This window comes from Paenibacillus sp. UNC496MF (assembly GCF_900113915.1).
GTDB classification, from domain to species: Bacteria; Bacillota; Bacilli; order Paenibacillales; family Paenibacillaceae; genus Paenibacillus_Z; species Paenibacillus_Z artemisiicola.
On record NZ_FORE01000005.1, the window covers coordinates 554,300 to 578,760 of the forward strand.

At 61.1% G+C, this 24,461-nt stretch carries 27 protein-coding genes and 5 tRNA genes; 8 read left to right on the top strand and 24 right to left on the bottom strand.

The annotated features are described in order from the left end of the window. Positions 1 to 28 precede the first annotated feature (28 nt). Positions 29 to 1,495 (top strand): aminotransferase class I/II-fold pyridoxal phosphate-dependent enzyme, encoded by a 1,467-nt coding sequence (locus BMZ79_RS07525; protein ID WP_090638195.1) that lies wholly within the window; start codon positions 29 to 31, stop codon positions 1,493 to 1,495. Positions 1,496 to 1,642: 147 nt separating this feature from the next. Then, positions 1,643 to 2,062, top strand: coding sequence for a DUF1885 family protein (locus BMZ79_RS07530; protein WP_090638760.1), 420 nt, complete (start codon positions 1,643 to 1,645; stop codon positions 2,060 to 2,062). 57 nt (positions 2,063 to 2,119) lie between these two features. Here the strand turns inward: BMZ79_RS07530 and BMZ79_RS07535 are convergent, their stop codons facing one another. From BMZ79_RS07535 to BMZ79_RS07545, 3 genes are all read right to left on the bottom strand, one after another. Then, positions 2,120 to 2,425, bottom strand: a complete 306-nt coding sequence (locus BMZ79_RS07535; protein ID WP_090638197.1) for a DUF1292 domain-containing protein — start codon at positions 2,423 to 2,425, stop codon at positions 2,120 to 2,122. Between the two features lie 109 nt (positions 2,426 to 2,534). Next, entirely contained in the window at positions 2,535 to 3,104 is a 570-nt protein-coding gene (locus BMZ79_RS07540; protein ID WP_090638200.1) for a stalk domain-containing protein, read from the bottom strand. A 156-nt stretch (positions 3,105 to 3,260) separates the two neighbouring features. Continuing rightward, entirely contained in the window at positions 3,261 to 3,464 is a 204-nt protein-coding gene (locus BMZ79_RS07545; protein WP_177222043.1) for a hypothetical protein, read from the bottom strand. A 155-nt stretch (positions 3,465 to 3,619) separates the two neighbouring features. On the opposite strand from BMZ79_RS07545, the gene BMZ79_RS07550 reads away from it, so the two are divergent. Further along, positions 3,620 to 4,348, top strand: coding sequence for an MBL fold metallo-hydrolase (locus BMZ79_RS07550; protein WP_256252593.1), 729 nt, complete (start codon positions 3,620 to 3,622; stop codon positions 4,346 to 4,348). 94 nt (positions 4,349 to 4,442) lie between these two features. Here BMZ79_RS07550 and BMZ79_RS07555 read toward each other — a convergent pair whose 3' ends face one another. The 3 genes from BMZ79_RS07555 to BMZ79_RS07565 all read right to left on the bottom strand — a co-directional run bounded on the left by BMZ79_RS07555 (position 4,443) and on the right by BMZ79_RS07565 (position 5,342). Then, the gene (locus tag BMZ79_RS07555; protein ID WP_256252594.1) at positions 4,443 to 4,709 is read right to left on the bottom strand and encodes a DUF3892 domain-containing protein; all 267 of its coding nucleotides are present in this window, start codon (positions 4,707 to 4,709) and stop codon (positions 4,443 to 4,445) included. A 132-nt stretch (positions 4,710 to 4,841) separates the two neighbouring features. Then, complete coding sequence (locus BMZ79_RS07560; protein WP_090638203.1) at positions 4,842 to 5,093, bottom strand: hypothetical protein; 252 nt, start codon at positions 5,091 to 5,093, stop codon at positions 4,842 to 4,844. Positions 5,094 to 5,177: 84 nt separating this feature from the next. Next, positions 5,178 to 5,342, bottom strand: a complete 165-nt coding sequence (locus tag BMZ79_RS07565) for a hypothetical protein (protein WP_240546018.1) — start codon at positions 5,340 to 5,342, stop codon at positions 5,178 to 5,180. A gap of 147 nt (positions 5,343 to 5,489) precedes the next feature. Between BMZ79_RS07565 and BMZ79_RS07570 the strand changes: the two genes are divergently transcribed. After that, positions 5,490 to 5,565 (top strand) — tRNA-Val (locus BMZ79_RS07570). A gap of 218 nt (positions 5,566 to 5,783) precedes the next feature. On the opposite strand, the gene BMZ79_RS35475 is transcribed toward BMZ79_RS07570, so the two are convergent. Beyond that, the gene (locus BMZ79_RS35475; protein ID WP_305728339.1) at positions 5,784 to 6,689 is read right to left on the bottom strand and encodes a C40 family peptidase; all 906 of its coding nucleotides are present in this window, start codon (positions 6,687 to 6,689) and stop codon (positions 5,784 to 5,786) included. 244 nt (positions 6,690 to 6,933) lie between these two features. Between BMZ79_RS35475 and BMZ79_RS07580 the strand changes: the two genes are divergently transcribed. Then, positions 6,934 to 7,009, top strand: a tRNA-Val gene (locus BMZ79_RS07580). Between the two features lie 89 nt (positions 7,010 to 7,098). Here BMZ79_RS07580 and BMZ79_RS07585 read toward each other — a convergent pair. From BMZ79_RS07585 to BMZ79_RS07595, 3 genes are all read right to left on the bottom strand, one after another. Beyond that, on the bottom strand, positions 7,099 to 7,992 hold the full coding sequence (locus tag BMZ79_RS07585) for a GH25 family lysozyme (RefSeq protein WP_256252595.1): 894 nt from the start codon (positions 7,990 to 7,992) through the stop codon (positions 7,099 to 7,101). 7 nt (positions 7,993 to 7,999) lie between these two features. Beyond that, entirely contained in the window at positions 8,000 to 8,290 is a 291-nt protein-coding gene (locus tag BMZ79_RS07590) for a phage holin family protein (RefSeq protein WP_090638212.1), read from the bottom strand. Positions 8,291 to 8,424: 134 nt separating this feature from the next. Further along, positions 8,425 to 8,772, bottom strand: a complete 348-nt coding sequence (locus tag BMZ79_RS07595) for a hypothetical protein (protein WP_090638215.1) — start codon at positions 8,770 to 8,772, stop codon at positions 8,425 to 8,427. Positions 8,773 to 8,954: 182 nt separating this feature from the next. Between BMZ79_RS07595 and BMZ79_RS07600 the strand changes: the two genes are divergently transcribed. Beyond that, positions 8,955 to 9,293, top strand: coding sequence for a L,D-transpeptidase (locus tag BMZ79_RS07600; RefSeq protein WP_090638218.1), 339 nt, complete (start codon positions 8,955 to 8,957; stop codon positions 9,291 to 9,293). A gap of 103 nt (positions 9,294 to 9,396) precedes the next feature. Beyond that, positions 9,397 to 10,398, top strand: coding sequence for an S-layer homology domain-containing protein (locus BMZ79_RS07605; RefSeq protein WP_090638221.1), 1,002 nt, complete (start codon positions 9,397 to 9,399; stop codon positions 10,396 to 10,398). A gap of 92 nt (positions 10,399 to 10,490) precedes the next feature. Here BMZ79_RS07605 and BMZ79_RS07610 read toward each other — a convergent pair whose 3' ends face one another. Both BMZ79_RS07610 and BMZ79_RS07615 read right to left on the bottom strand, forming a co-directional pair. Then, complete coding sequence (locus BMZ79_RS07610) at positions 10,491 to 11,315, bottom strand: SPL family radical SAM protein (RefSeq protein ID WP_090638223.1); 825 nt, start codon at positions 11,313 to 11,315, stop codon at positions 10,491 to 10,493. 92 nt (positions 11,316 to 11,407) lie between these two features. Next, positions 11,408 to 12,151: a uracil-DNA glycosylase gene (locus tag BMZ79_RS07615; protein ID WP_256252596.1), complete on the bottom strand. Its 744-nt coding sequence runs from the start codon at positions 12,149 to 12,151 to the stop codon at positions 11,408 to 11,410. 251 nt (positions 12,152 to 12,402) lie between these two features. Here BMZ79_RS07615 and BMZ79_RS07620 point away from each other — a divergent pair, with 251 nt between their 5' ends. Continuing rightward, a complete protein-coding gene (locus BMZ79_RS07620; protein WP_090638226.1) occupies positions 12,403 to 13,149 on the top strand; it encodes a stalk domain-containing protein in 747 nt (248 codons plus the stop codon). A 313-nt stretch (positions 13,150 to 13,462) separates the two neighbouring features. On the opposite strand, the gene BMZ79_RS07625 is transcribed toward BMZ79_RS07620, so the two are convergent. The 12 genes from BMZ79_RS07625 to BMZ79_RS07675 form a co-directional block, all read right to left on the bottom strand. Next, a tRNA-Leu gene (locus tag BMZ79_RS07625) sits at positions 13,463 to 13,548 on the bottom strand. Between the two features lie 25 nt (positions 13,549 to 13,573). After that, positions 13,574 to 13,650, bottom strand: a tRNA-Ile gene (locus tag BMZ79_RS07630). Positions 13,651 to 13,671: 21 nt separating this feature from the next. Beyond that, positions 13,672 to 13,748, bottom strand: a tRNA-Met gene (locus tag BMZ79_RS07635). An 85-nt stretch (positions 13,749 to 13,833) separates the two neighbouring features. Then, the gene (locus BMZ79_RS34210; RefSeq protein WP_177222044.1) at positions 13,834 to 13,998 is read right to left on the bottom strand and encodes a hypothetical protein; all 165 of its coding nucleotides are present in this window, start codon (positions 13,996 to 13,998) and stop codon (positions 13,834 to 13,836) included. A 141-nt stretch (positions 13,999 to 14,139) separates the two neighbouring features. Beyond that, a complete protein-coding gene (locus BMZ79_RS07640) occupies positions 14,140 to 15,684 on the bottom strand; it encodes an ABC transporter substrate-binding protein (protein ID WP_090638229.1) in 1,545 nt (514 codons plus the stop codon). Positions 15,685 to 15,689: 5 nt separating this feature from the next. After that, on the bottom strand, positions 15,690 to 16,565 hold the full coding sequence (locus BMZ79_RS07645; protein ID WP_090638231.1) for an ABC transporter ATP-binding protein: 876 nt from the start codon (positions 16,563 to 16,565) through the stop codon (positions 15,690 to 15,692). A 3-nt stretch (positions 16,566 to 16,568) separates the two neighbouring features. Beyond that, entirely contained in the window at positions 16,569 to 19,508 is a 2,940-nt protein-coding gene (locus BMZ79_RS07650) for an ABC transporter permease (RefSeq protein WP_090638234.1), read from the bottom strand. 3 nt (positions 19,509 to 19,511) lie between these two features. Further along, on the bottom strand, positions 19,512 to 20,597 hold the full coding sequence (locus BMZ79_RS07655; RefSeq protein ID WP_090638236.1) for an efflux RND transporter periplasmic adaptor subunit: 1,086 nt from the start codon (positions 20,595 to 20,597) through the stop codon (positions 19,512 to 19,514). Continuing rightward, positions 20,563 to 21,327: an ABC transporter ATP-binding protein gene (locus tag BMZ79_RS07660; protein WP_090638239.1), complete on the bottom strand. Its 765-nt coding sequence runs from the start codon at positions 21,325 to 21,327 to the stop codon at positions 20,563 to 20,565. The genes BMZ79_RS07655 and BMZ79_RS07660 overlap by 35 nt, the downstream gene beginning before the upstream one ends. A 225-nt stretch (positions 21,328 to 21,552) precedes the next feature. Then, on the bottom strand, positions 21,553 to 22,404 hold the full coding sequence (locus BMZ79_RS07665) for an ABC transporter permease (RefSeq protein ID WP_090638241.1): 852 nt from the start codon (positions 22,402 to 22,404) through the stop codon (positions 21,553 to 21,555). Then, positions 22,388 to 23,227, bottom strand: a complete 840-nt coding sequence (locus BMZ79_RS07670) for an ABC transporter permease (RefSeq protein WP_256252597.1) — start codon at positions 23,225 to 23,227, stop codon at positions 22,388 to 22,390. Before BMZ79_RS07670 ends, BMZ79_RS07665 begins: the two co-directional genes overlap by 17 nt. Continuing rightward, positions 23,224 to 24,222, bottom strand: coding sequence for an ABC transporter ATP-binding protein (locus BMZ79_RS07675; protein WP_090638244.1), 999 nt, complete (start codon positions 24,220 to 24,222; stop codon positions 23,224 to 23,226). The genes BMZ79_RS07670 and BMZ79_RS07675 overlap by 4 nt, the downstream gene beginning before the upstream one ends. Positions 24,223 to 24,461 lie beyond the last annotated feature (239 nt).

Consider the following 24,461-nt stretch of genomic DNA (forward strand, 5'->3'; position numbering starts at 1 on the left):
ATCCAAGATGAAAGGCTGGGATGAAACCATGGATCATACCCGGACCCCGCTGTTCACCGCCCTTAGGGAGCATGCGGCGAAAGACCCCGTGCAATTCCATATTCCCGGACACAAGAAGGGAATCGGCAGCGACCCCGAATTCCGCGAATTTATCGGCGACAACGCCTTGTCGATCGATCTCATTAATATAGCGCCGCTGGACGACCTGCATCAGCCGACGGGCGTCATCGAGGAAGCCCAGAAACTGGCAGCCGACGCGTTCGGAGCTGATTATACCTTTTTTTCCGTGCAAGGGACAAGCGGCGCCATCATGACGATGATCCTGAGCGTCTGCTCCCCCGGCGACAAGATCATCGTGCCGCGCAACGTGCATAAGTCGATCATGTCGGCCATCATTTTCGCCGGCGCCCGGCCGATCTTCATCTCGCCGGCCCGCGACGCCAACCTCGGCATCGACCACGGCATCACGACGCGCGCCGTGCAGCGCGCGCTCGACCGCCACCACGACGCGAAGGCGGTACTCGTTATTAACCCGACGTATTACGGCATATGCGCGGATCTGAAGGAAATCGTCGATCTCGTCCACAGCTACGACATTCCCGTACTGGTCGACGAGGCGCACGGCGTGCTCATTCACTTCCACGAGAAGCTGCCGATGTCGGCGATGCAGGCCGGCGCCGATATGTCCGCGACGAGCGTGCATAAGCTCGGCGGCTCCATGACGCAGAGCTCGATCCTGAACGTGCGCAGCGAGCGCATCAACCAGAAGCGCGTCCAGACGATCATCAGCATGCTGACGACGACGTCGACGTCCTACATCCTGCTGGCTTCCCTCGATACGTCGCGCCGGAACCTCGCCATCAACGGCCACGACATCGCGGAGCGCGCGATCAACCTGGCCAAGCATGCCCGCGCCGAAATCAACAAAATGCCCGGTCTCTACTGCATCGGCGAAGAGATTCTCGGCACCGAGGCCACCTACGATTACGATCCGACGAAGCTGACGATTCACGTCCGCCATCTCGGCATTACCGGCTACGAGACGGAGAATTGGCTGCGCGAGCATTACAACATCGAAGTCGAGCTCAGCGACATGTACAATATCCTGGCCCTCGTGACGCCGGGCGATACGGAGGATTCCATCGGCAAGCTGCTCGTCGCCCTGCACGACCTGGCCGCGCAGCATCATGTGAACGAGGCGAACGAGCTGATCGTCAAGATTCCGGAGATTCCCCATCTCTCGCTGACGCCGCGCGACGCGTTCTACGCCGATACGGAAGTCGTGCCGTTCAAGGAATCCGCCGGCCGCATCATCGCGGAGTTCATCTACGTCTATCCGCCTGGCATCCCGATTCTGCTTCCGGGCGAGGTTATCTCGCAGACGAACATCGACTACATCGTCGATCACGTCGAGGTCGGACTGCCGGTGAAAGGACCCGAGGACCGCAGCATTCAATTCGTCAAAGTCATCGTGGAAGAAGAAGCCATCTCTTAATCCCGCTGCCGCCCCGGATCTTCCAGCCTATCGAACGAATCCCCGGCGCCCCTCGCTACCCGAGCGGCCCGGGGATTTTTGCGCGCCGGTTTCCGGTTATTGTCAATCGAATTTCGGGATGCTATGATGGGTTTGGAGGTGGCGATGATGAGTCAAAGCGCTTACATAAAGTTCGTGCAAGGTTCCGCGGTCGACGCGCTCAGCCTCGAGGACGTCAAGGAGCGGCTGGGCCGCTATAAGGAACAGACGTCGCTGACGGGCCGTCAGCTCGAGTGGGACTATGCCGATGCCGCGTTTCCGTATACGATCGAGGCGAAGCCGGGCGAAGAAGACCGCTGGTTCTACCTGAAGGGAACGACGCCGCAGTACCGGTACATCCTGTTCGGCGTCGGTTCGGAGACGAACGGCGATGCCTCCGTGTCCCACGTGCAGGTCACGCTCCCGGATGCCGCCACGCACGGCGACAAGGCGAAGGCGAACGAACTGTGCAAGTACATGGCCAAGCAGTTGAAGGCCGAACTCAAGCTGTTCAACGGCCGGACGATTTACTTTAACCCCCGCAAATGACTTTCATGGCATGAAATTAAAAAAACTCCGGTGCCGGTCGGCAGCGGAGTTTTCGTTTTAGTTGTTGGCTTCGTTTTCGCGCTTGGCGATCTCTTCGTAAATCGCGGTCACGCGATCCCATTCCGCGTCATCCTCGATCCCCACGAGGAACGCCTCGCCGTCTTCTTCTTCGATGCGGAAAATGACGCCGTCCGCTTCAGGATCGTTGCGATCCAGCAGCACGGAGTATACTTGTTCTTCCGATTCGAAGGTGAAGACCATGACCATTTCGCGTTCGTTGCCTTCCTCGTCCGTGACAAGGAATACGTGCTCTTCGTGGTCGTGATCGTGGTCGCAGTTCTCGTCATGCACGTGATCGCTCATTGTAGACCCTCATTTCCATTCATAGATATCTTCCCTCGTATCGTAACATGGAACATGGCCCGGGTCAAACGAAAGCGCCTCCGCCAACGGGGCGGAAGCGCATGCGCAATCAGGGAGCCTTGGCCGTGATCGTCTTCTGGGACACGAGGTTCCAGTCGTCGCCGGACGACACTTTCATATAGAAGTTAATCGTATATTTGCCGGCCGCATCGAACGTATACGTATAATCGTCGGTCCGGTACCAGAAGTTATCCTTGTCGACGGAAACGTTCTTCGATTGGATGACCTGCTCGGCTCCGCTCGGGTCGGCGATCGTCAGCTTCACGGCCGAGATGTCGGTCAGCAGATTGTCGATCTGGGCGAACACCTTGAACGTGATCTTGTTGCCCTTGACGACGTTGCCGAAGATCGTCGTGTCCTGAAACAGGAACATGTGCACGTTCGGCTTGTAGATCGTCACCTTCTTCGAGGCATCGTCCCAGAAGACGAGCGATTGCAGCGTATTCGCGACCTGTCTCGCCGATAGATACGTCTTGCCGTCCGAGAAAATGCCCGCATCGTTCAATTCGCCGCCGTTGACGATGACGCGGATGCGCTGCGAAGCCCCGTCCGCGAACAGCATCGTTCCGCCCCATAAGGACAACACCAGCGACGCAATCAGAAGCTTTCTGAACTTCATGGTAGTAGACCCTCCGTCCGATGTCTGGATGAATGGTTATACTCGCCAAGTCGTCCAAAGTTGCGCCAACGCAAAAAGTTTTTTCCTTTCCGGAGCTGTCGGTTTATGTTGAAACCTGCGCTTGCCCGGGAAATGCGAAGCCGGGAAACGAACCCCTTACACGAACGTCCGCGTCAACACGCAGGGCACGCCTTTGCCCGTCGCGCCCGGCTTCCGCATCCGGTCCAAGTAACGCATCCCTCTCCCGCACGGCGTCTTGCACACCGCGCACGTATCCGAGAGCACGATCTTGAGCACCGCCTGTTTGCGGTCCGAGGCCGATTTTTTCTTTGCCGCTTTTCCTTTTCCGCCTGAAGCCATATTGTCCGCACCCGCCATTCTAAGTTCCGTTTCATGCTATCGTATGACGGCCCTTCACGAGTGTGCCTGGCTTAAGAGACGGGAACGCGTTTTTCTTTTCATTTCCGGCGGGAGATGATAAATTGAAAAATATCGTGTGCTTAGGGGGTGTCCGCTTGGATATTCAAATGCTCGGAACGGGGAGCGCGTTCGCGAAAACGTACTTTAACACGAACGCGCTTATCTATACGGATTCGCATACGCTGATGCTCGATTGCGGCACTACCGCGCATCAGTCGCTTCACCGGCTCGGCAAGCCGCTTTCGGATATCGACGCCGTCTTGATCAGCCACATTCATGCCGATCACGTCGGAGGCATGGAGGAGCTCGCCTTCCGGATGAAATTCGGGTTCGGGCGCAAGCCGCTGCTGTTCGTGCCGGAGCCGCTGGCCGGGCCGCTCTGGGAAACGTCGCTCAAGGGCGGCTTGCTGCAGGACGAATTCGCCGCCTTGGACGACTACTTCGAGGTGCGGCTGATCCAGCCCGGCGTCCGGACGGAGCTGATCCCGGGTCTGGCCGCCGAGCCGATTCGAACCGCGCATATCCCGAACAAAATCAGCTATTCGTATGTGCTGAACGACGATTTCTTCTATTCCGCCGACCTGACCTTCCACCCCGAGCTGCTTCGCGCGCTCGTCGAGGAACGCGGCGTCCGGACGATTTTTCACGACTGCCAGCTGAAGCCGCCGGGCGTGGTGCATACGACGCTCGAGGAGCTCGAGTCGCTGCCGCTCCATATCCGGGAGCGGATTCGGCTCATGCACTATGACGACACGAAGCCGCAATACGAAGGCAAGACCGGCGTGATGACGTTCGTCGAGCAGCATGAGCGGTACCGGTTTTAAACGGCTTGGTCCTGACGCCGCCGCAATCGCCGAAACTGCCGTCAGACATGACAAAAGCCCGCGCGAGCGCGGGCTTTTCGTATGGAATCGGCCGTCAGTACGTCGGCAGCTGGTCCAGATTGTTCGTCGGATCGCCGTCCGCGTCGCCGCGGATGTACGTTTCGCCGTCCCGCCCTTTGAAGGCGTTGACGCCGGCGATTTCGCCGTTCTGCACGGCGGACAGCGCTTGCTCGTAGTTCAGTTCGCGGCCGGACGAGGTTTTGAAGGACATCAGATCGCCGTCGCCGTTTTTCCGGGCCGCCACGAACGACTCTCTGTCCGCTCCTCCCGCTTCGCCGCTTGGATGATGCATGCGTACCATGGAAATCCCTCCTTCTTGCGATTGGATGCGTAAGTAGCTTTTCCCGGCGGACGGCCGGTTATGCACGTCGCGGCGCCAAAAAAGTCCGGATGCGCGGGGCACCCGGACGGCGGCGTCCAAGTTCGATCGGACTCAATCGGTAGTCATCAGCGGCGGCTGCCGCTGCTCCGGAGGCGTTTCTCCGGGCATGGCCGGCACGAGATCGCGCGGCTCCCCTTCCGGGTCGTATACGCTGCCGAACACGGACTGGTCCTGCGGATACACGGTCCTGGTCACGCTTTCGAACAATTCGGCCTGGGGAGGCGCCGTCACGTTGACGGCGGAATGGGACTGCGCGCAGCCGGCGCACAGCGAGATACATAGAACAGCGAGCATGCGTTTCATGGCAACCACTCCCGGTTATGGAAAAGCTTTCGTCTGGAAGTAGTATACCCGCTCAGCCTGGAATCAAACCCGATCGCCGCCCCGTCAGCGCTTGCCGCCTGCTTCCGGAGGCAGCTTCCGCCTCCACACGTAGCGTTCGTCGTAATCCGTGGTATCGTCGATGACGACCTTGGCCACGTACGCGCAAACCGTAATGACGATGCCGAACAATCCGATCAGCCATACCGCCAAATAGGCAGCTTCCTCCACTAGACAACCCGCCTCTCCCGAAATCGCTTGCTTGAGTACACCTTATGCGGGCCGGATCGCGCTTAGAACATTTATTTCAAAAAACGGTTGACTTCGCTTTCGCCGTTTGTTATATTATTACTTGTCACTGAGACGAACGCACAATATGATCTGGTAGCTCAGCTGGGAGAGCACTATCTTGACAGGGTAGGGGTCACAGGTTCGAACCCTGTCCAGATCACCATAACTCACGTGATAAAATCCTTAAGTCTTTAAGGATTTTTTTGTTTTTCAGGATGGTATTCGAAAGGCGCGATCCGAGATTCGCAGCCTGACATCGCAATAAGAGGCCCATGCGCGTAAACGCATGGGCCTCTTTTCGTTTGTTTGACAGCGGACGCCGGTGATGGACGGACGCAGCCGTTCATGATCTTCTCGCTGCATCCTCGCGGCAAGCTGCGGCTACAGCACCCGTCTTCCGAACAGGAAACGTTTGTCCCAATCCCCTTCCAGCCGCGTGATCGTGACGCCCGGCTCGCCGTACGTCTGAATGACCTGGTTATTGCCGAGATACATGCCCACGTGACCGACGATGTCGCGGCTGGCATAGCGGCCCGGCGTATAGAAGAACACGAGATCGCCGGGCGCCAGCTTGTCGCGGGAGACGGATTGCCCGATTCGCGATTGGGCCTGGGCGCTCCTCGGAAGCTCGACGCCGACGTGCTTGAATACATGCTGCATGAACGACGAGCAGTCGAACGCGTCGCTCTGCGCGTACGGCTCGGCATCGAACCGGTAAGGCGTGCCGACGAATTTCTTCGCGAAGGCGATCGCCGTCTCCGCTTTCGGGCTTCCGGCCGCGGCGGCCCGCAGCGTATTGCCGCGCTTGTCCATCGTCGTCTGCTTCACCGGCTCTATGCGCGGCGCCACGACGACCGTCTTGCTGCGGGCGTCCCAACGGACCGGCGTTTCGATCAGCTGCGACAACGAACCAAGCTCTACGTACAGCGACGTTCCGATCATGCGGGGCGCCTCCCGCAGCGTAACGGCTTGATCGCCGATCGACGCGCGTTTGGAATCCGCGGCCAACGTATAGAGCGGGTCGCTGAAGCCGATGGACGCCGCGTTGATTCCCGGTTTGAGGTCGTAGCGGTAATTGAGCAGCGCGGCCGCCCGTTCGGCCGGAATCCAGATCCGGCCGTGGTCGTTCATATGCTCGGAAGCGAAGACGCGCGCGTCCCCCTGCGTCCTCAGCTTAATGACGTTTCCGGCATTCCGGGCCTTCGTTCCGTCCTGCGCCGAACAGGAAGCCAGCAGAAGCGCTGCCGCCGCCCAGATCATGGCGCCTTGCATCATAATGCGTTTCATCGTGTCGCGGATCCCTCCCGTTGCATGCGCGCGTCCCCTCGGGACGGACGCGCGCATGGGTTGTCTTTCCATACGAAAGAGTAGTATGGCCTCCAAGGCCGGCCCGTATGCAGGCTTGTCTTCCGATTCGTCGGCCCGCCCCGCAAGCCCGTTCCTTGAACGCACAAAAAATGTTCGTAAACCCCTTGCGTTTTCGCTCAAACGCCTATATAATCTATTTTACTGAAGGAAACAATTTCATCGTGATCTGGTAGCTCAGCTGGGAGAGCACTATCTTGACAGGGTAGGGGTCACAGGTTCGAACCCTGTCCAGATCACCATCCTCATCCACCGAAGTTCTTGAGCGATCAAGAGCTTTTTTTATGCCAAAAACCCCCGCGAATATACATTCGGCGGGGGTTCTTTGCATCTAGCCCTTCACGTTCAGATAAGCCGTCTTCGCATCCGCATCCCATGAAGCCGTCCCGCCGAGCAGCGCCGCGGCGGTTTGGAGGCTGACATAGGTCTTCCCGCCGACGACGAGATACGAGTCGACCGGCTTGCCTCCGAGGTACGGCGCGGCTTCCTCCGCCCGCCATTCGACCGGCACGTTCAAGGCTTCGCCGAGCTGGCGCAGCGGGAGATACGCGTGCCCGTCGAAGGCGCGTCCGTTCGGGACCGGCTTATCGTTGGCGACAATGGTCACGTCGCCGTTCGCGGCCGGATTCGGGACGGAAGCGGTGCCGCCGGCGTACCGGTCGAAGAAGGCTTTCTCCATGGCGTTCACGTCGGCATTGCCCTGAATCCCGCCGACTCTTCCTTTCGCCGTATATTGGAACACCGACCACTGCTTCCACACCTCGTTGCCCGCCGGCCGATCGACGCCGTAATGCGCGATCCATAGCGGCCATTTGCCCAGACTCTTGCCGAGATACGTATCGGCGAAGCTGGCCCCGGTGTAGATCATCGCCGGGCGGCCCGTCAGCCGCTCGACCTCCTTCAGCCACGTCGAACACCACGTCGTCAGCGCGCCGAGCTTGGACGCCTCCCCTTCCACGTCCAGCACGTGCGGGAAATCCGCCTTCCGCTCCCCGATCGTCTCGACGAAATGCGCCGCCTCTTCCTTCGCCCCGTTGCGCTCCGGGTGCGCGTAGTGGTAGAAGCCGATGCGCAGGCCGGCCTTCGCGGCCGCCGCGGCGTTGACAACGAACAGCGGATCGACGAACGTCGCGCCTTCCGTCGCTTTGATGAACGCGCCGGCGACGCGGCCCGCGCTCACCTTCCCCCAATCGATGTCGCCCTGATGATGGGAAACGTCGACCACTCGGACGTTACTGCTTCGTCTGGCCTGCATCGTCCCCGGATGCTCCCTTCCTCGCTTGTTTGAACAGTTGGTGGCCGTAGACCGAGAACGCGCCGGTCAGGATGCCTTGCAGCACGCTCTTGACGTTGAAGCCGAGCATGAAGAGCGATACGACGACCGCGAACACCGTCAACATGTAGACGATCGACCAATCCGGCACATGCGGCGTCCGTTTCAGCGCATAGCCCAACACCCAGCAGGCGGCAAGCAGGATATAGAGCGACGGATCGATCAGTTCCTGAATCACGGTAAAATCCAACTCTATCAACCTCCGTTTTCTACTAGACTATGACAGCCGCCCCCTTGAGGTGCATGGAACCGGCCGCCATCCGTCATACGCCCGGAACGCGAAAACGGACGACGCCTCGTCGGGCATCGTCCGTTTCCGCCTGGCTACGAAGAGTAACCCGGCAAATTCGCGTTCTGATTCGTCAGCTTGGGCAAAATACGCATGGACGCGATATGAGCCTTCGTCTCCGGCGTCCCGAGCTCGTACACGTACGCGTATAAATCCAGCAAATCCGCGCTGAATTCCTCCGTCGCGGGATCGCGCTCCGCCGATTTGTACGGGATGATCGCCCGGGCCGACGTCAGCTCGTCGTTCCGGTCCTCCCGGTCGAGCTTGCGCTGCAGCGCTTCGAGCTGCCGCTCGTTCGCCCGGATCGCCAGATGATCCGTCTCCGGCGGCTCGGCCTGGATGGTGCGCGCGGATATCGAGACGTAATAGATCGGCATCGTCATGTCGCTCGCTCTCCTTTCGCGGCGGCCGCCCTTGGTACGCGGCTCGCGCGTTTCGACCGCCCTTATCCCTCATTACACGGGCAGCGGCTCGGCCGAATCGCCTTTCGCGCCGTTTGGGCGCCCGCATCCAATCCCCTTCCGCCCGCCGGACATAGACTAGGGCGAACGGGAGGGAACGCAGCATGCCGAAATACCGGATTATCGTGGATTTGTCCGACCGCCAGCTCTATTTGCTGGACGGAAGCATCGTCGTACGCGGATTCCCGGTCGGCATCGGCCGGATGGTCACGAGGACGCCGACGGGCGAGTACGAAATCATCAACAAAGAGCCGAATCCCGGCGGCCCGTTCGGCGTCCTGTGGATGGGGCTCTCGAAGCCGCATTACGGAATCCACGGCACGAACGATCCGGGATCGATCGGACGGGAAGTGTCGCACGGGTGCATCCGCATGCATAACGAAGACGTGCTCGCGCTGTCCGCCCTCGTGCCGATTCATACGCGCGTCACGATCCGGCCTTAGCGACCGGATCGGGGCGCGTACCGGCCCGTGCAACCTTTCGGGAACGGGAAGCGTCTACATAGATGCAAGCCATTACAATTATTTGGCAAACGGGGTGGGTAAAATGAAGAAACCGATCGCCGCGCTTGGCGTCATGCTGCTGCTGATCGCGGCCTTGACGCAGTCGGTATGGGCGTTCTCGGACACGAAGGGACATCCGAACGAAGCCAAGATCGCCGAGCTGCAGAAGCTCGGCATCCTGTCGGGCGATCCGAAGACGGATACGTTCGATCCGAACGGCAGCTTGACGTACGCCGCGGGCATCTCCATGATCGTGAACGGGCTCGGCTTAAACCTGGACGGGATTAACTTCATCAAGGAACCGAAGGTAACGGACAGCTTTCCGAATATGAAGGACGATGCGTGGTACGCGAACGCCTTCATTATCGCGGCCATGAACGGGCTCGATATTCCGCGGGACACGAAGGCGAGCGCCGTCATGACCCGCGAGCAGTTCGCGCATCACCTGATGCAGGCGCTGCTCAAGAAAGGCGACTATGCCTTCATCGACCTCTACGTCGTCTTGAAGGACGAAGCGGAGGTGAACCCGGACTACATGGGCAGCGTACAGCGGCTTCTCGTATCGGGCATCGCCAAGCTGGACGATACGCAGCGCTTCGAGCCGAAGGCGGCGATCACGCGCGGCGACGCGGCTGGCTGGCTCTACGATACGATCCGGTTCGTCGCGACTCACGAGCCGATCGAGCCGCCGGTCGATCAGCAGCCGTTTCCGCTGTCCGATCTGACGCTCTCCGCCAAGGCCGTCTCGGCCGACGTGAACGAGGTGACCGTCAGCGCGCAGGCGCCGAATCCGGGTTACGGCATCCGGATCGCGTCGATCGCGTTCGACGGGGACCAAGCCGTCGTGTACGTCGAACCGATCTATCCCGAGAAGGGCAAAATGTATCCGCAGGTCATCACGCAGGTGAAGGCGGTCACGTACGTCTCCTCCGCGTACAAAGCAGTGCTTGGCGGCCAAGGCGCCGGTACCGGCTCTTCGTCCGGTTCCTCGGCCGGCGGGTCCGCGGGCATCATCGGCAGCGACGGCGACACGCAGCGCGACTGATCCGGACCGACCATGAAGAAGCCCCCGTTATCGACGATAACGGGGGCTTCTTCGTGCGCCGACCGCGCGCGGCCGGAACGGCGCCGGGACGATCAGGGCAGGAAGCCTTCCTGCCCGAAAAAAACGGCGCCTTCGGGCATCGCCTGCCGAAGCGTCCGGACGAACGCGTCCGCCGTCTCCGGGGCGTACTGCGCCTCCGCCCCCAGCTCGCGGTAGCGATCGGCCATGCGCAGCTGCGCGGAGCGCTTTCCGCCGCTGCCGTCGCCCCGGAAGAAGTCGTCGACGACGACGCGCTCGACCGCCGACGCGAGCAACGCGGGGAACGCGTCGCTGCACGGCAGCAGCGGCGACACGGCCGCCTGGACCGGCACGCCGGCCTCGCGCAGCCCGCGGATGGCCCGCAGCCGGGCCGCGAGCGGCGGCGCGGACGGCGTCAATGCCTTGCGGACGGCTTCAAGGTCCGTCTCGACCGTCATGCTGACCCGGACGCGATCCCCGAGCCGCAGCAGCAGGTCCGCGTCGCGCAGCACGAGCGGGCTGCGGGTTTGCACGAGCAGAAACCGCGGCGGCTCCTCCTCAGCCATGATCTCGAGCAGCCGCCGCGTCAGCCGTTCGGCATGCTCGGCCGGCTGATACGGATCGGTGGCCGACGACATGAACACCGTCAGGTCGCCCTTCGCGAGCGCCCGACGCCATTCCCGGCGGAACGCGTCCGCGTCGAACCGCTTCGGATCGACCCACTCGCCCCACGGGCTGTCCCGGAACAACGCGACCGGCATCCGCCTCACGTAACAGTACGAGCAGCCGAACGCGCAGCCGACGTACGGGTTCAGCGTATAGGCGTAGCCGGCCAAATAACCCGAAGCGGGATTCAGCCACCGGACCGATCTGGGTTTTGCTTGCGTTTGGTCTCCCATGTCGACTCCCCCTCTTCTACCCGTGATCAAGGAATAAAGCTGCACGATCGAGCTGCGGAACGCAGCGTTCTATCATGCCGGTAAGGGCTAAATCATAAGCGCCGCGCCGCGCGCTCGCCGGCCGCCGCCGCTTCCAGCTCCGCGAGCGAAGGCAGCGGCCAGCGGATCTCCTCCGCGCCGATTTGCTTCAAGCAGGCATTGATCTTGGAATACGGACGGCTGCCGAAGAAGCCCCGGCGCGCGGAGAGCGGGCTCGGGTGCGGCGACGCGAGGACGAAATGACGCGCCGTATCGATCAGCGATTCTTTCGTCTGCGCGTGCTTGCCCCACAGCGCGAACGCGACCGGCCGTTCGCGCTCGTTCAGCGCCCGGATGACGGCATCCGTGAATCGTTCCCAGCCGAGCCGCGAATGGGAGCCAGGCTCTCCGTCGCGCACCGTGAGCGCCGTGTTGAGCAGCAGCACGCCCTGCCGCGCCCAAGGAATCAGGCAGCCATGGTCCGGCATCGCGCTGCCCAGATCGTCGTGCAGCTCCTTCAGCATGTTTTGCAGCGATGGCGGCTTCTTCACGCCGGGCAGCACCGAGAAGCTGAGGCCGTGCGCCTGCCCGGGGCCGTGGTAAGGGTCTTGTCCGAGCAGGACCGCTTTCGTACCCGCGAAGGACGTATAATGCAGGGCGTTAAAAACCGCGGACGGCTTCGGGTATACGGTTTCCCGCTCGTACTGGCGCGACAGCTCGTCCAGCAGCGTTTGAAAATACGGCTGGTCCATCTCCCGCTCCAGCACGCCGGCCCAATCGTTCTTGAACGCGGGCTTGGCCAGTCTCGTCATCGTCATCACCTCTATCCTAGTAAACCCGTCTTCCGCGCTGATGAAACCGTTCGGAGGAATGGGGCGTTGCATGGTTCTAAGTATAGGAGGTCGGGCGAGGAAACTCAAACGTAGACAGGTCCGTTCGAAAATCCCTATCCTATGTTCAAATAAATGCGGTCGCGCCATTTTTCGGAATTTCTAAAAACTTGATTCTCTTCTACTGAATATCGTGATAAAATGAGGCGTTTCATAGACAATTGTAGGGGGTCCTAAGGATGAAAAAGAAGATTATCGTCACCACTGCCGTCACTTCAGTCATCGCGATTTCGACCGCGTTCGGTGCTTACGCAGCAACGAAATTCACGATTATGGTTAACGGGAAAGCGGCCAACACCGATGCGAAGGTCATTAATGGGTTGACGTACCTTCCGTTAAGGGATATCGGTACGCTGCTTGGCGCAAACATTCAATACGACGCTTCCACAAAGACCGTTAAGGTCGACAATAATGCCTCTCAGAGCCCGTCGACGGGAACGGGGAACTCGACGACGCCTCCGGTTGGTTCGATCGGATTGAGCCGCAGCAATCCCGCGCCGCTTGGCACGACGGTTACTTATAGCGTGAAGGATTATTCGGACTCGTACACGGGGCAGCTTACCCTTGAGGAAGTCATACGCGGCGACCGGGCATGGCAAATGATCCACGAAGAGAATCAGTTCAACGATCCTGCTCCTGACGGCTATGAATACGTATTGGCAAAAATCAATGTTAAAGTGGTCAAGAATAACGAGAAAGACGCCCAGGTGCGTTTCAACTCGTATAGCTTCACCTTGGTCTCGTCGCAAGGGAAGGATTATGAAAAGGCAAGCGTCGTTACGCCCGATGAACTCGAGGCCAGCTTATACGAGGGCGCTTCGGATAGCGGGTATGCGGCATTCCTGGTTAAGAAAGCGGATGCGAATCCACTGATTGCCTTCGGCCGGGACTACGACGGCAAAGGCGGCGTTTGGCTGAAGCCCTAACCGCTGAAGGTACTTCGGGATCCTTTTATCCGGAGTACCTCATTTTTGTTCTCCTCCTCTCATGCACAGCTGCGCATGAACCTCCTTCGAGCAGTTCAATCGATATCCGAGTCATCGATTGGCCCTTCTCTCACTAACCATCAAGCGGCCGATTTATCGATTCCAGCCATAAAAAAAACTCCCTCCGCACAACAATGTACGAGGAAGTCCTTATTTCGAATCCTGTGCGCTGCAATGAAGCAAGCAGGATGTTGGATGAACGATTCGGCGATCAAAAAGTGAAAAACCTTGATTGCTCAAGGTTTGTCCGTAATGCCGAGGACGGGAATCGAACCCGTACGGTGGTCACCCACCGCAGGATTTTAAGTCCTGTGCGTCTGCCAGTTCCGCCACCCCGGCAAGTTATGATGGATGATCCGTGGAATGGTGGGCCCTGAGGGACTCGAACCCCCGACCAATCGGTTATGAGCCGACCGCTCTAACCAACTGAGCTAAGGGCCCTTGCGATAATAATCGAAAGGTTGGTTGCGGGGGCAGGATTTGAACCTGCGGCCTTCGGGTTATGAGCCCGACGAGCTACCGAGCTGCTCCACCCCGCGATAACACCGATTCACAGCAGAATCATTCAATGGCGACAACTGTTAATATACTATAAGAATAAACAATAAGTCAAGCATAAATCTGCTATGGCAGGAATCGAACGCCAAATTTCCCCTTGCGCGACCGGAACACTTCGATTTCCTGCGGACATTCGTAGCCGTAGACCCACCAATCGTTCTCCATCCGCCGGACCAGACAGCTTGCTTGAAACTTGGTGTCGTACAAGCGACCCCAATAAACCCATTTCATGAGCGCAGCCCCTTCCATTGCCGTTTCGAATAGCGTTCCCAGTTTGGCCGAAAATAAGCGTTGCGTCGCCGGGAGCACGCGCGCGGCAGGCGGCGAAAAAAAACAGCCGCGCCTAAGCGCGACTGCCGTTTTCGTTACACGTTAACCGACCGGCTTCACGTCGACTGCGGGCCCGCCGCCGAAGCCGACGCCGCCGCCTACCCCGTCGATCGGCCCGTTCGGGTTCGCCTTGATCTGCTGCAGCAGGGCGTCGCCTTTGGTCTGCCATTCTTTCAGCGCCGCGTCGACGGATTTCTTCTTCTGCAGCACCTCCTGGAAGAGCGGCTGCGCGAGATTTTGCACTTGGTAGAGGTTCGGTTTGTCTTGGTACAGCTTGTCGATCGCCGGATCCTGCGGCGGTACCGGCTTCAGCGTATAGAACGCCGCGATGTTGTAGCTCATGCCGTCCTTCGGCTTCAGGAACGACTTGCGGGACACCATCTCGTACGTGCTGCGGGACTTCAGCTTCGCCCATTCCTTGCTGTTGTTGAAGGCGATGAAATCCCACGCGTCGTCCGGATTTTGGGCCTTCGCGTTGATCGACATGAGATTGTTCAAATAGATGTTGCCGCCGACGCCCGGCACCTCCGTGAATTGCGGCACCGTGACGACGTCCCAGTCCACGGATTTGATTTCTTGGTTCTTGGCCGAGGCGTCCTTGGCGGCGGACAGCTGCGTCACGTAATCGTAGCCGGCGACCATCATCGCCACGCGGCCGCTCAGGAACAGGTCGCCCTGGAACGGATCGTAGACGGCTTTGTCCTTGATGATGCCGCCGCCTGCGCCGTTGTTGACGTCTTCCTGCGTCGGTACCGTTTTCGACTCGTACAGATCGGCGATGTCGGTCCACACTTTTTTCCAAGATGCGTTGTCGACGCTCATCTTCTCGGCTTTGTTGTCGAACATTTTCAGCTGCAGCGGAGCCGAATACGTCTGGGAATCCCAGTACGGATCGCCGGTGTAGCGGTTGAAGGACAGGCCGAACTTGCGGTCCTTGCCGTCGCCCTTCGCGAGCCGCTTCGCCAGCGTGACGACGTCCGGCCAGGTCATGTTGTCTTTCGGCGGTTCGATGCCCGCGTCGGCGAACATTTTTTTGTTGTAGTACAAAGCGGAGGAGCTGAACGTCGGCGTCAGCGCGTAAATGCTGCCGTCCCCCAGATCCTTGATGCCGTCGAGCACGGTCGGCACGATGTCGTCGATGTCGAATTCTTTGTCCTGAATGAGCGTATCGAGCTTCGTGACCAAATTGTCCTGCGTCAGCCGCCGGAGCACCCCGGAATCCATGATGACGACGTCCGGCGGGTTGCTGCCGTTCATCATTTCCTTGACCTTCTCGTATACGTCCGGGTTCTTCTGGTTCGGATCCGGCTGCTGGAAGCGCTGGTCGTCGTAGTTGATCGCCGCGACGATCTCGATGTCGACGTTCGGATGCGTCAGCTCGTAGCCGTCCGTGAACTGCTGGCGGTAGTACGATTCGGTATCCGCGTTCGAGCCGACGAAGCCGACGCGCAGCACGTGCTGCTTGCCGTCGTCGCTGCCGGATCCTTTGCTGCACGCCGCCAGGCCGGACGCGACCAGCGCCATGGACAGCGCCGCCGCCGATGCCCTCAGTACGATTTTCCCGTTGCCTCGCTGCTTCTTCTTCATTCGGTTTACCCCTCCAATGATTTGGGCGGCGATATGATGATCCGCTCGCCGTCGAATTCCATCGATGCTTTATCTGTAATGTTCAAAGCCGTCAAATACGTTTTCGGAATTTGCAGCCGGCCGACGCGGTCCACGACGACGTACTCTTCGTGTACATTGCCTTGCGCCAGCCCGCCCTGCTCGAAATCGTCGTCCAAATTCGGATTCCGCTTGATGAACTCGGTGCTCGTCAAGCCGTCGCGGATGGCGACGACGCGGTCCACCTTGCCCGCGAGGGACAAATCGTGCGTGACGATGACGATCGTGATGCCGAGCTCCCGGTTCAGCCGCCGGAAGATCTCCATGATCATATCCGACGTCCGCGTGTCGACGGAGCCGGTCGGCTCGTCGGCCAGCAGCATCTTCGGCCGGTTGGACAGCGAGATGGCGATCGCCACCCGCTGCTGCTCGCCGCCGGAGAGCTGATGCAGCTTGTTGTGCATCCGGTCCTTGAGCCCGACCCACTCCAGCAGTTGCTTGGCATAGGCGCGGTCGAGCTTGGCGCTGAACATCATCGGCATCTCGACGTTCTCGAGCGCGGACAGGTACGGCAGCAGGTTGCGCGCGTTGTTCTGCCAGATGAAGCCGACGGTGTCGCGTTTATACGATACCAGCTGCTCGTCGGTGATCTTGAGCAAATCCCACTGGCCCACCGTGACGCTGCCGGCGGACGGCCGGTCGAGGCCGCCCAAGATATTGAGCAGCGTCGACTTCCCGCTTCCGCTGTTGCCGATGATCGCCATCATCTCCCCTTCGCGGACCTGAAGGTTCAGCCCCTGGAGCGCGACGACCTCGAGATCGTCGGATTTGTAAATCTTCACCAAGCCTTCGCAAGTAATCATCGGTTAGCGCTCCTCTCCCATCTTGACGGCCTGGTGCACCCGGAGCCGGCGGATATGCGCCAGCAGCAGCAGCGCGCCCATCAGCATCATGCAGGCGACGACGATGTACAGCTGGTTCGTGTCCTTGGCGTCGAAGACGACCCGGAACGGCGGCACGGAATTCGCCACGTTCTCCGTCGTCTGCAGGAACGGCAGGAACAGCAGGCTGGCGATCTTGCCGATCACGATGCCGAGGCCGATCGACAGTCCCGCCGTGAACACCTGCTCCAGCAGCAGCATGCCGGTCAGCTGCCTGCGCGAGAGCCCCATCGCCCGCAGGACGCCGAACTGCACGATCCGTCCCGACAGGTTGAAGAACCAGAAGAGAATGTAGCCCGTCAGCGAGATGATGATGGAGACCAGGAAGCCCAGACTGAGAATGCCGAAGACGCCGCCCCGGGTCGGATGCTTGGATTGGGCCGCCAGCTCGATCCGCACGTCCTTCACGTCCGCGAGCTCGATGCCCGCGCTCTCCAGCTGCTTCATGATCGGCGCGGTCAAGGCGCCGGGCTTCATCTTCAGCCAGACCTCGTACGGAATGATCGGCACCTGGTCGTAGATGTAATCCAGGTTCGCGATGATGAACGGCGATTGGTCCGGATACTGCGCCGGCCAGTACGGCACGATGCCGACGACCGCGAATTCCACGACGCCGTCCTGCATGCCCGCCGTGATCGTGTCCCCGAGCTTCAGCTGGTATTTCTCCGCCACGTTCGACGGAATGATGGCCGCCTGCTCGTAGAGGCCGAGATTTTTCAAATAGTTGAACGGATGAACCGGATACAGGTCGTTGCGGAACCAGGCCACCTTCGAGAAATCGACGTTGTCGATGCCCATGACCGTTCCTTGGCCGATCGAACGGCCCGAGACGACGATGTTCGCCTTCGTCTGCAGGACGCGGGCCGCGGCTTCGACGCCGTCCAGCTTGCGGAAGATCTCGAACGGCGGCTCGCTGTAATTGACGCGCGTCGGGATGCTTTCGCCCCCGCCTTGGCCGCCGTTGCCGCCGCCCCCGGACCCGCCGCTGCCGCCATTGCCGCCGTTGCCGCCGCCTTGGCCGCCTTCGGAGCCCCCGCTGCCGCCGCCATTGCCGCTGCCGGTATTGCCGCCGGAACCGCCGCCCCCGGTATTGATGACTTCGGTGCGTCCTTCCCAGACGGTCTGAACGATCACGTCCGTTCCGTATTTATATAGCGTCCGCTCCGTCGAGTTCAGATCGATGGTGCGCGCCGCCGACGCGTTGTACACGCCGAGGCCCAGCGTCAGAATGAGCAGGATCATGAGCGGGTAATACCCTTTGGACGAGCGCGACAGCTGCGTCAGCGTCAGATACAGCGGCACGGGCAGGAGCTTCCGGCCGAGCCAGTTGAACAGCTTCAGCAGCCACGGGAATACCCGCAGGAAGAACAGCCCCATGGCGAAGATCGCCAGCGCCGGCACGAAGAACAGGAACGGCTGCACGTTCAGCTGGTCCGTCGTCAGGTTGCTCTTGATCGAGATCATCTGGCGTTCGTTGAACAGGTACCAGCCGTAGCCGGCGACGCCGATCAGCAGGACGTCGACGAACCAGCGCTGCCAGAACGGCTTGCGGTCCGAGCGCGCGATCTGCTTCTTGTAGTCGACGATCGAGGCCCGCGCGTACACCACGGCCGGAATGACGGTGGCGAGCATGGCGAGCACGACCGCGCCGAGCCCCGCGATGACCGCGTCGGACGTGAAGCCGACCGGAATCGACTTGCGGTTGACGAACTCCAGGAACCCGTTCGCCGAGCCGATGCTCTTCGCCATGAACCAGCCGAGCAGCGGTCCCGCGGCCAGCGCCAGGATGCCGAGGAACAACCCTTCGAGCGAATAGATGCCGACGATCTGTCTCGTTCCCGCGCCCCGGCTTCGCAGTACCGCGATGTCGCTGCGCTGCTTGTCGAGCGATTGGCGCGCGTTCATCGTGATAAAGTAGAACACCATCGCCAGCATCGGCGCCGCGAGCGTGAAGAGCAGCATCTGCAGCTGCAGGCTCTGCGTCTTGAACTCGCCGAGCAGCTTGGCGAACGAGATTTCCACCCGCGTATCCTTGAGGCGCTGATACAGGTCGATGTTCAGCCGGTCCAGCGTCTGCGTCAGCGGCGCGAGCTGGCTTGTTTTGATCTCCTTCAAGTCGAAGGCGTAATACCAGCTGGCCGTATGGATCGGAATGTTTCGTTCCTTCAGCAGGCCGTCTTGGAACGCCTTGTCGCCGACCGTGAGCGTGCTCATGAGGCTCTCCATGCCTTGGTACCAGAACGGGTCTGTATCCTTGAGCGGCTTGTAGGCGCCGACGATCTTGACCTTCAGCGTCATGCTGTTCGCGCCGTAGATCGGGTACTCGAATTCGTCGCCGATATGGACGTCGCCGCGGTACATCGCCTCTTCCATCATGACGGCTTCGACGGTGTCGCCGTCGCCGACGGCGTCCTTGAACCAGCGGCCCTGCGTCAGCTCCGCCTTCTTGTCGAGCCCCGTCATCGTCGTGATGGCCATCGTGCGCGCCCGGCTCGCGTCGACCTTGGACGGATCGACCGGCGTCAGGTCCGCGCTGCGGATCGCGAGGCTCTGGCTGTACGTCGCGAACGGAAAGCCGATCAGCTTCGGCACGTCGTCCCGGATGTACGCGCCGACCGCGTTCAGCCCGTTCAGGTCCGTCTTGGACGACGTCTCCTGGTAGCGCATGAGCAGCGATCCGGCCGGCAGGCCGCCGCTCTCGTCCTGGAGCGTCTGCGCCACCACCCGCTTCAGCGCCCCGTCCGCGTACATCGGGATGCTGGTCGCGAAGGCGACGGCGATGATCAGGCCCGCGAGCGAGCTGAGCGTCATCCAGCGCGTATTCCACATTTTGCGGAACAGAAAGCGAAATAGCTGGATCCCCATACGCTACTTACCTACGACTTTCTGCCCCGGCGTCAACCCTTTGAGGATTTCCACTTCCGTCGCGGTTTGCTGGCCGACTTCCACGTCCACCTCGCGCTTGCCTTCCGCGTCGACGACCTGCACGTACGTGCGCGAACCGATGGAGCGCAGCGCGGACGGCGGGATGACGACGGCGTTTTCCTTGCGGTCCATGATGATGGAGATGGACAGCGGAGTGCCGCGGGTGACGCCGGCCGGCAGCGGCTTGTCGAGCGAGACGGTCAGAAAATCCTCCGGCCGTTCCGGACGCTGCGCGCCGCCGTTGCCCCCGTTCCCTCCGTTGCCGCCGCTTTCGTCATCGTTCGAGACGACGGGAAGCTGCGTCACTTTGCCGGCGAATTCCCCGGCGTTGTTGATGTCGACGACGACCGGCATGCCGACCGCGACGCCCTCGAGATCTTCCGGCGCCAGCTTGGCGGCCGCCGTGAGCTTGCCCGTGTCGGCGATGATGCACACCGGGTCATATGCCTTGATCGCGTCGCCCTTCGAGACGCTGAGGCTGACGATCGTGCCCGTGAACGGCGCCGTCAGCTCCGCTTTGGCGATCTCCGCTTCGGCGTCCGCGAGCGCCTGGCGTTTCTCCTCGAACGCGATTTTCGCCAGCTCGAACTCGATCGGGTCCATCTCGTCCTTCTTGCGCAGCGTGTCCTTCATCTGCAGCTCATCCTTGGAGAAATTCAGCTTGTCGGAGCGCAGCTGCTTGCGCATGTCGTCGACGTCCAGCGAGCCGATCGCCTGCCCGGCGGTCACCTTCTGGCCGATTTTCACGTTCAAGTCCTTCAGCCGTTTGCCGTCGAGCGTAAAATAAAGGGTCTCCTCCTGCGTGGCGATCATTTTGCCGATCTCCGTCCGCTTCGTCTCCAGCGTCGTCGTCGTCACCTCGTACTCCGGCTTCTTGGAGATTTGCGGCGGCGCGATTTCCGGCAGCACCTCCTCGCTCGCCTCGTCCGGCAGCAGCGAGCAGCCGGTCGAAGCCAGCAGCACCGAACCGCCGATGACGATCGCGGCCGCCGCCTTAAATGAACTTCCCGTCAACCATTTCGTAAACATGATCGGCAACCTCCAAAATCGTGGGATCGTGCGTTGTCATACAAATCGTTACATGCTCGGTACGGATAATCGTTTGGAAGACCGACATGATCTGCGCGGCCATCTGCGAATCCAGCTCGGCCGTCGGTTCGTCCGCCAGCAGCAGGCTCGGCCGGTGGGCGATCGCTTTGGCGATGGCCACGCGCTGCTGCTCGCCGCCGGACAGCTCGAACGGCCGATGATGCATCCGCTTGGCCAGGCCGACGAGCTCAAGGCAATGCTCCACCCGCGGCTTCCACTCGGCGCCGGGCACGCCCGCCATGCGGAGCGACAGCTCGACGTTCTCGTAGGCGGACAGCAGCGGCATCAGGGCGAACGCCTGGAAAATAAAGCCCATGTCCTTGCGCCGCACTTTCGTGCGCTGGTCGTCGCTCATCGCGTGGAACGGCAAGTCGTTGAAAAAAATATGTCCTTTCGACGGCTGGTCGAGCCCGCCGATCATGTTCAGCAGCGTCGTTTTGCCGGAGCCGGAACGTCCGCGCAGCATGACCAGCCGCCGGGGCTTCAGCTCCATATCAATGCCCTTCAGCACGTGCAGCGGTTGTCCGCCGGCTTGAAAGGTCCGTTCGACGCCTTCGACGACGAGCAGCGGTTTCGCTTGGACGTCCGCAACCGCCGGCCCGGGTTCTTCCTTATGTACGTCGTTTCGGGCAGCTTCGGCCGCGATTTGCTTGCTCTTCCTCCATCCCATTTCGACCGCGAAACCCCCTTCCCATGAGAAAACTCTAATCTTACTACCGAATAGACGGTGCATGGGAACAAAAGGTTACACTGGAAAGCGCCTTTAAAAGAAATTAATGTACTAAAAAACGCCCGTCCGCCGCGGCCGTGAACGGGCCGCGCGAACGGGCGCTTTTATGTCGGCATTTCGGGCGCAAGGCCTCGGATCGGTCTCGGCCGAGCCGCAGGCCGCGCCTTATCCGCGGAGCACGATGGCGTTGCCCGAGGCGTACCGCTTCAGGCCGAGCCGGAACGCGAGGACGGCGGCCGCGCCGAAGAGGAGCGCGGCGGCGACGGCCTTCCACGCGAACGCGGGATCGGCGTCCCGCATCAGGCCGATCGGCAGGAAGCTGATGAATCCCGCGGGCAGCGCCGTGAAGAGCAGCGCCTTCGCCAGCCCTTTGAAGATGTCGGAAGGGTATGTCGACAGCGCGACGAAGCTGTTGAACACCTGCTGCGCGAAGCCTTCCGCGTTGCCCATGAAGAAGGCGAGGCTGCCCGCCAGCACGACGACGCCCATGAAGATCGTGCCGCTGATCAAGAGCGCCGCGGCGAACAGCAGCACGCCTTTGACGGAATGGTCGCCGACCCAAGCGTAGACGACGAGCCCGAACGCGAAGTCCCCCGCCGCCGTCAGCGACATCCGGCTCGCGAGCACGTGCAGCAGCACCGGCTTCGGCTGCGACAGGTAGACGTCCAGCTGGCCGCTCGCGACGATCGGGGCGATGCGGTTGAAGTTGCCGAACAGCAGATTCGCCCAGCCGAAGCCGCCGGCCCCGACCGCCCACATCAGCATGACGTCGTTCAGCCCCCAGCCGTTCACGACCGGAAACTTGCCGAAGAACAGGCTCCAGAAGAACAGCCACATGAAGTTATTGATGAACATCATCCCCGCCATCAAGAAGAAGCTCGCGCGGTATTCCATCGCGGAGGCCAGATTCACCTTCCAGCAGGTAAGCAGGAAAGCGAGCGTGCCCGCCGCCCGTCTCGCCCATGACGGAGGTTTCTCCTTGCCGATCCGCGCCCGCTCGTTATCCGCCGTTGACATGCAGCTTCGACACTCCTCTCCTGTAGATCAGCAGCACCGCCGCCGTCAGAACGGCGATCCACGCGGCTTGAATCGCGAATTGCTCGCCGAGCGGCGCCGACCCGAAATTGACCGCCGTCCGCGCGGGGAAATACAGCATCGCCTGAAACGGCAGCCAAGCGCACGCGCGCTGCAGCGGCTCCGGCATCAGGTCGAGCGGCAGGAGCATGCCGCCGACGGTGAACTGCAGCTTGTGCAGCACGAACTCCATGCCCCGCGTCTCCTCGACCCAAAAGGCGCACAGCGCCACGATCATGTTCAGCAAGAACGCGATCGTGAGCGCGCCGAGCGTGAGCGAGAACAAGCCCAGCCAGCCGAGCCCGAACGCCGGCGGCCCGACGCACAGCCAGGCGACGGCGCCGCCGACGGCGAGATGGACGAAGAAACGGAAGACCGCTTCGGCCACGTACGCGGCGTAATGATAGCCGACGTACGACAGCGGCCGGATCAGCCGGACCGCGATGTCGCCGCTCTTCACTTCGTTCTCGATCAAGCCGCACAGCGCGGGGACGCCCATCGTGATCGCCTCCGTGAAGACAAGGTACCAAATGATCTGCTTCAGCGTATAGCCGTCGATGACGCGCGTCCGGTCGCCGCCGTACGCCGCGGACCAGAGCTGGACGAACACGAACAGGATGATGAACATGAAGCTCGCGCGCATCAGAAAATCCGTCTTGTACGCCAGCTGCTGCCGCATCATGATCCGGGCGACCGCGGCGGCCTTCAAGCCTCTGGCGGACAGCGGCCTCGGCCGGTTATCCGTCAATTCGTTCGCGATGCTCATGGCCGCTGCCCTCCCGTTCCGTAAATGTGCGTGATGATTTCCTCCATCGGCGGGTCTTCGACGGTGACGTCGTCGAGCCGATACGCGCCGATGACCGCGCCGAGCACGGTTTCGATGTCGGTCGCCGCCAGGTCGACGGCCAGCTTGAGCCGCCGGCCGTCCCGGGCGATGACGCTCGTGCCGCGGAGGGGCGGCAGCGCGGAGGCGTCGGAGCCCGCGGCCATCGTGAGCGAGATGATTTTGCGGTTCAGCACCTCCCGCTTCAGCCGGTCGACGGGCGCATCGAGCAAAATCCCGCCGTGATGAATGACGACCGCCCGCGAACACAATTCCTCCATGTCGCCCGCGTCGTGCGAGGTCAGGAACACGGTGGTCCCCTCCGTACGGTTCGACTCGCGGATCAGCTCTCGTATCCGCTGCTTGACGACGACGTCCAGCCCGATCGTGGGCTCGTCGAGGAAGAGCAGCTGCGGCCGGTGAAGGAACGACACCGCGATTTCGCAGCGCATCCGTTCGCCCAGCGACAGCTTGCGCACCGGCGTGCGCAAATACGGGCCGAGCTCGAAGCGCGCGATCAGATCGTCGCGCCGGCGCCGGTAGTCGCGGCGGTCGAGCTCGTAGATCCGGCTGACGAGGTCGAACGTGTCGATCGGCGGCAGATGGTACCACAGCTGCGATTTCTGGCCGAAGACCGCGCCGATGCGGTAAGCCAGCTTCTCCCGTTCGCGCCACGGCGTGAAGCCGAGCACCTTCGCCTCGCCCGAGGACGGATGCAAAATGCCCGTCAGCATCTTGATCGTCGTCGATTTGCCCGCCCCGTTCGGCCCGAGGAACGCGACCATCTCCCCCTGCTGCACCGTCAAATCGATGCCGCGCACCGCGACCTTCTCCTCCCATGCCGGCCTCAGCAGCGACCGGAAGCTCCCGGCCAAGCCGGCGTCCTTGCGCTTGACCGCGAACACCTTGCGCAGCGCCTGCGTCCGAAGTGCGACCACGCGTTTCCCCTCCTTTGTCCTTTGTCCGCGGCGCTTCGACGGAGTAAAGCAAAAAAGACCTCCGCGCAAGCGCCGCCCAGTCCTGCTGGGTGGAACTTGCCGAAGGTCTTTTATCCCTACGGTGTGGCGGACTATCGTCCATGCCCGGTTTCGCTCGGTTCGCCTCGAAGCGGATCCCTAGAAACCCTTCCATTTAATGTAACATACTACCATCGCCTCCGCCGGCTGGCAAGAGGTTT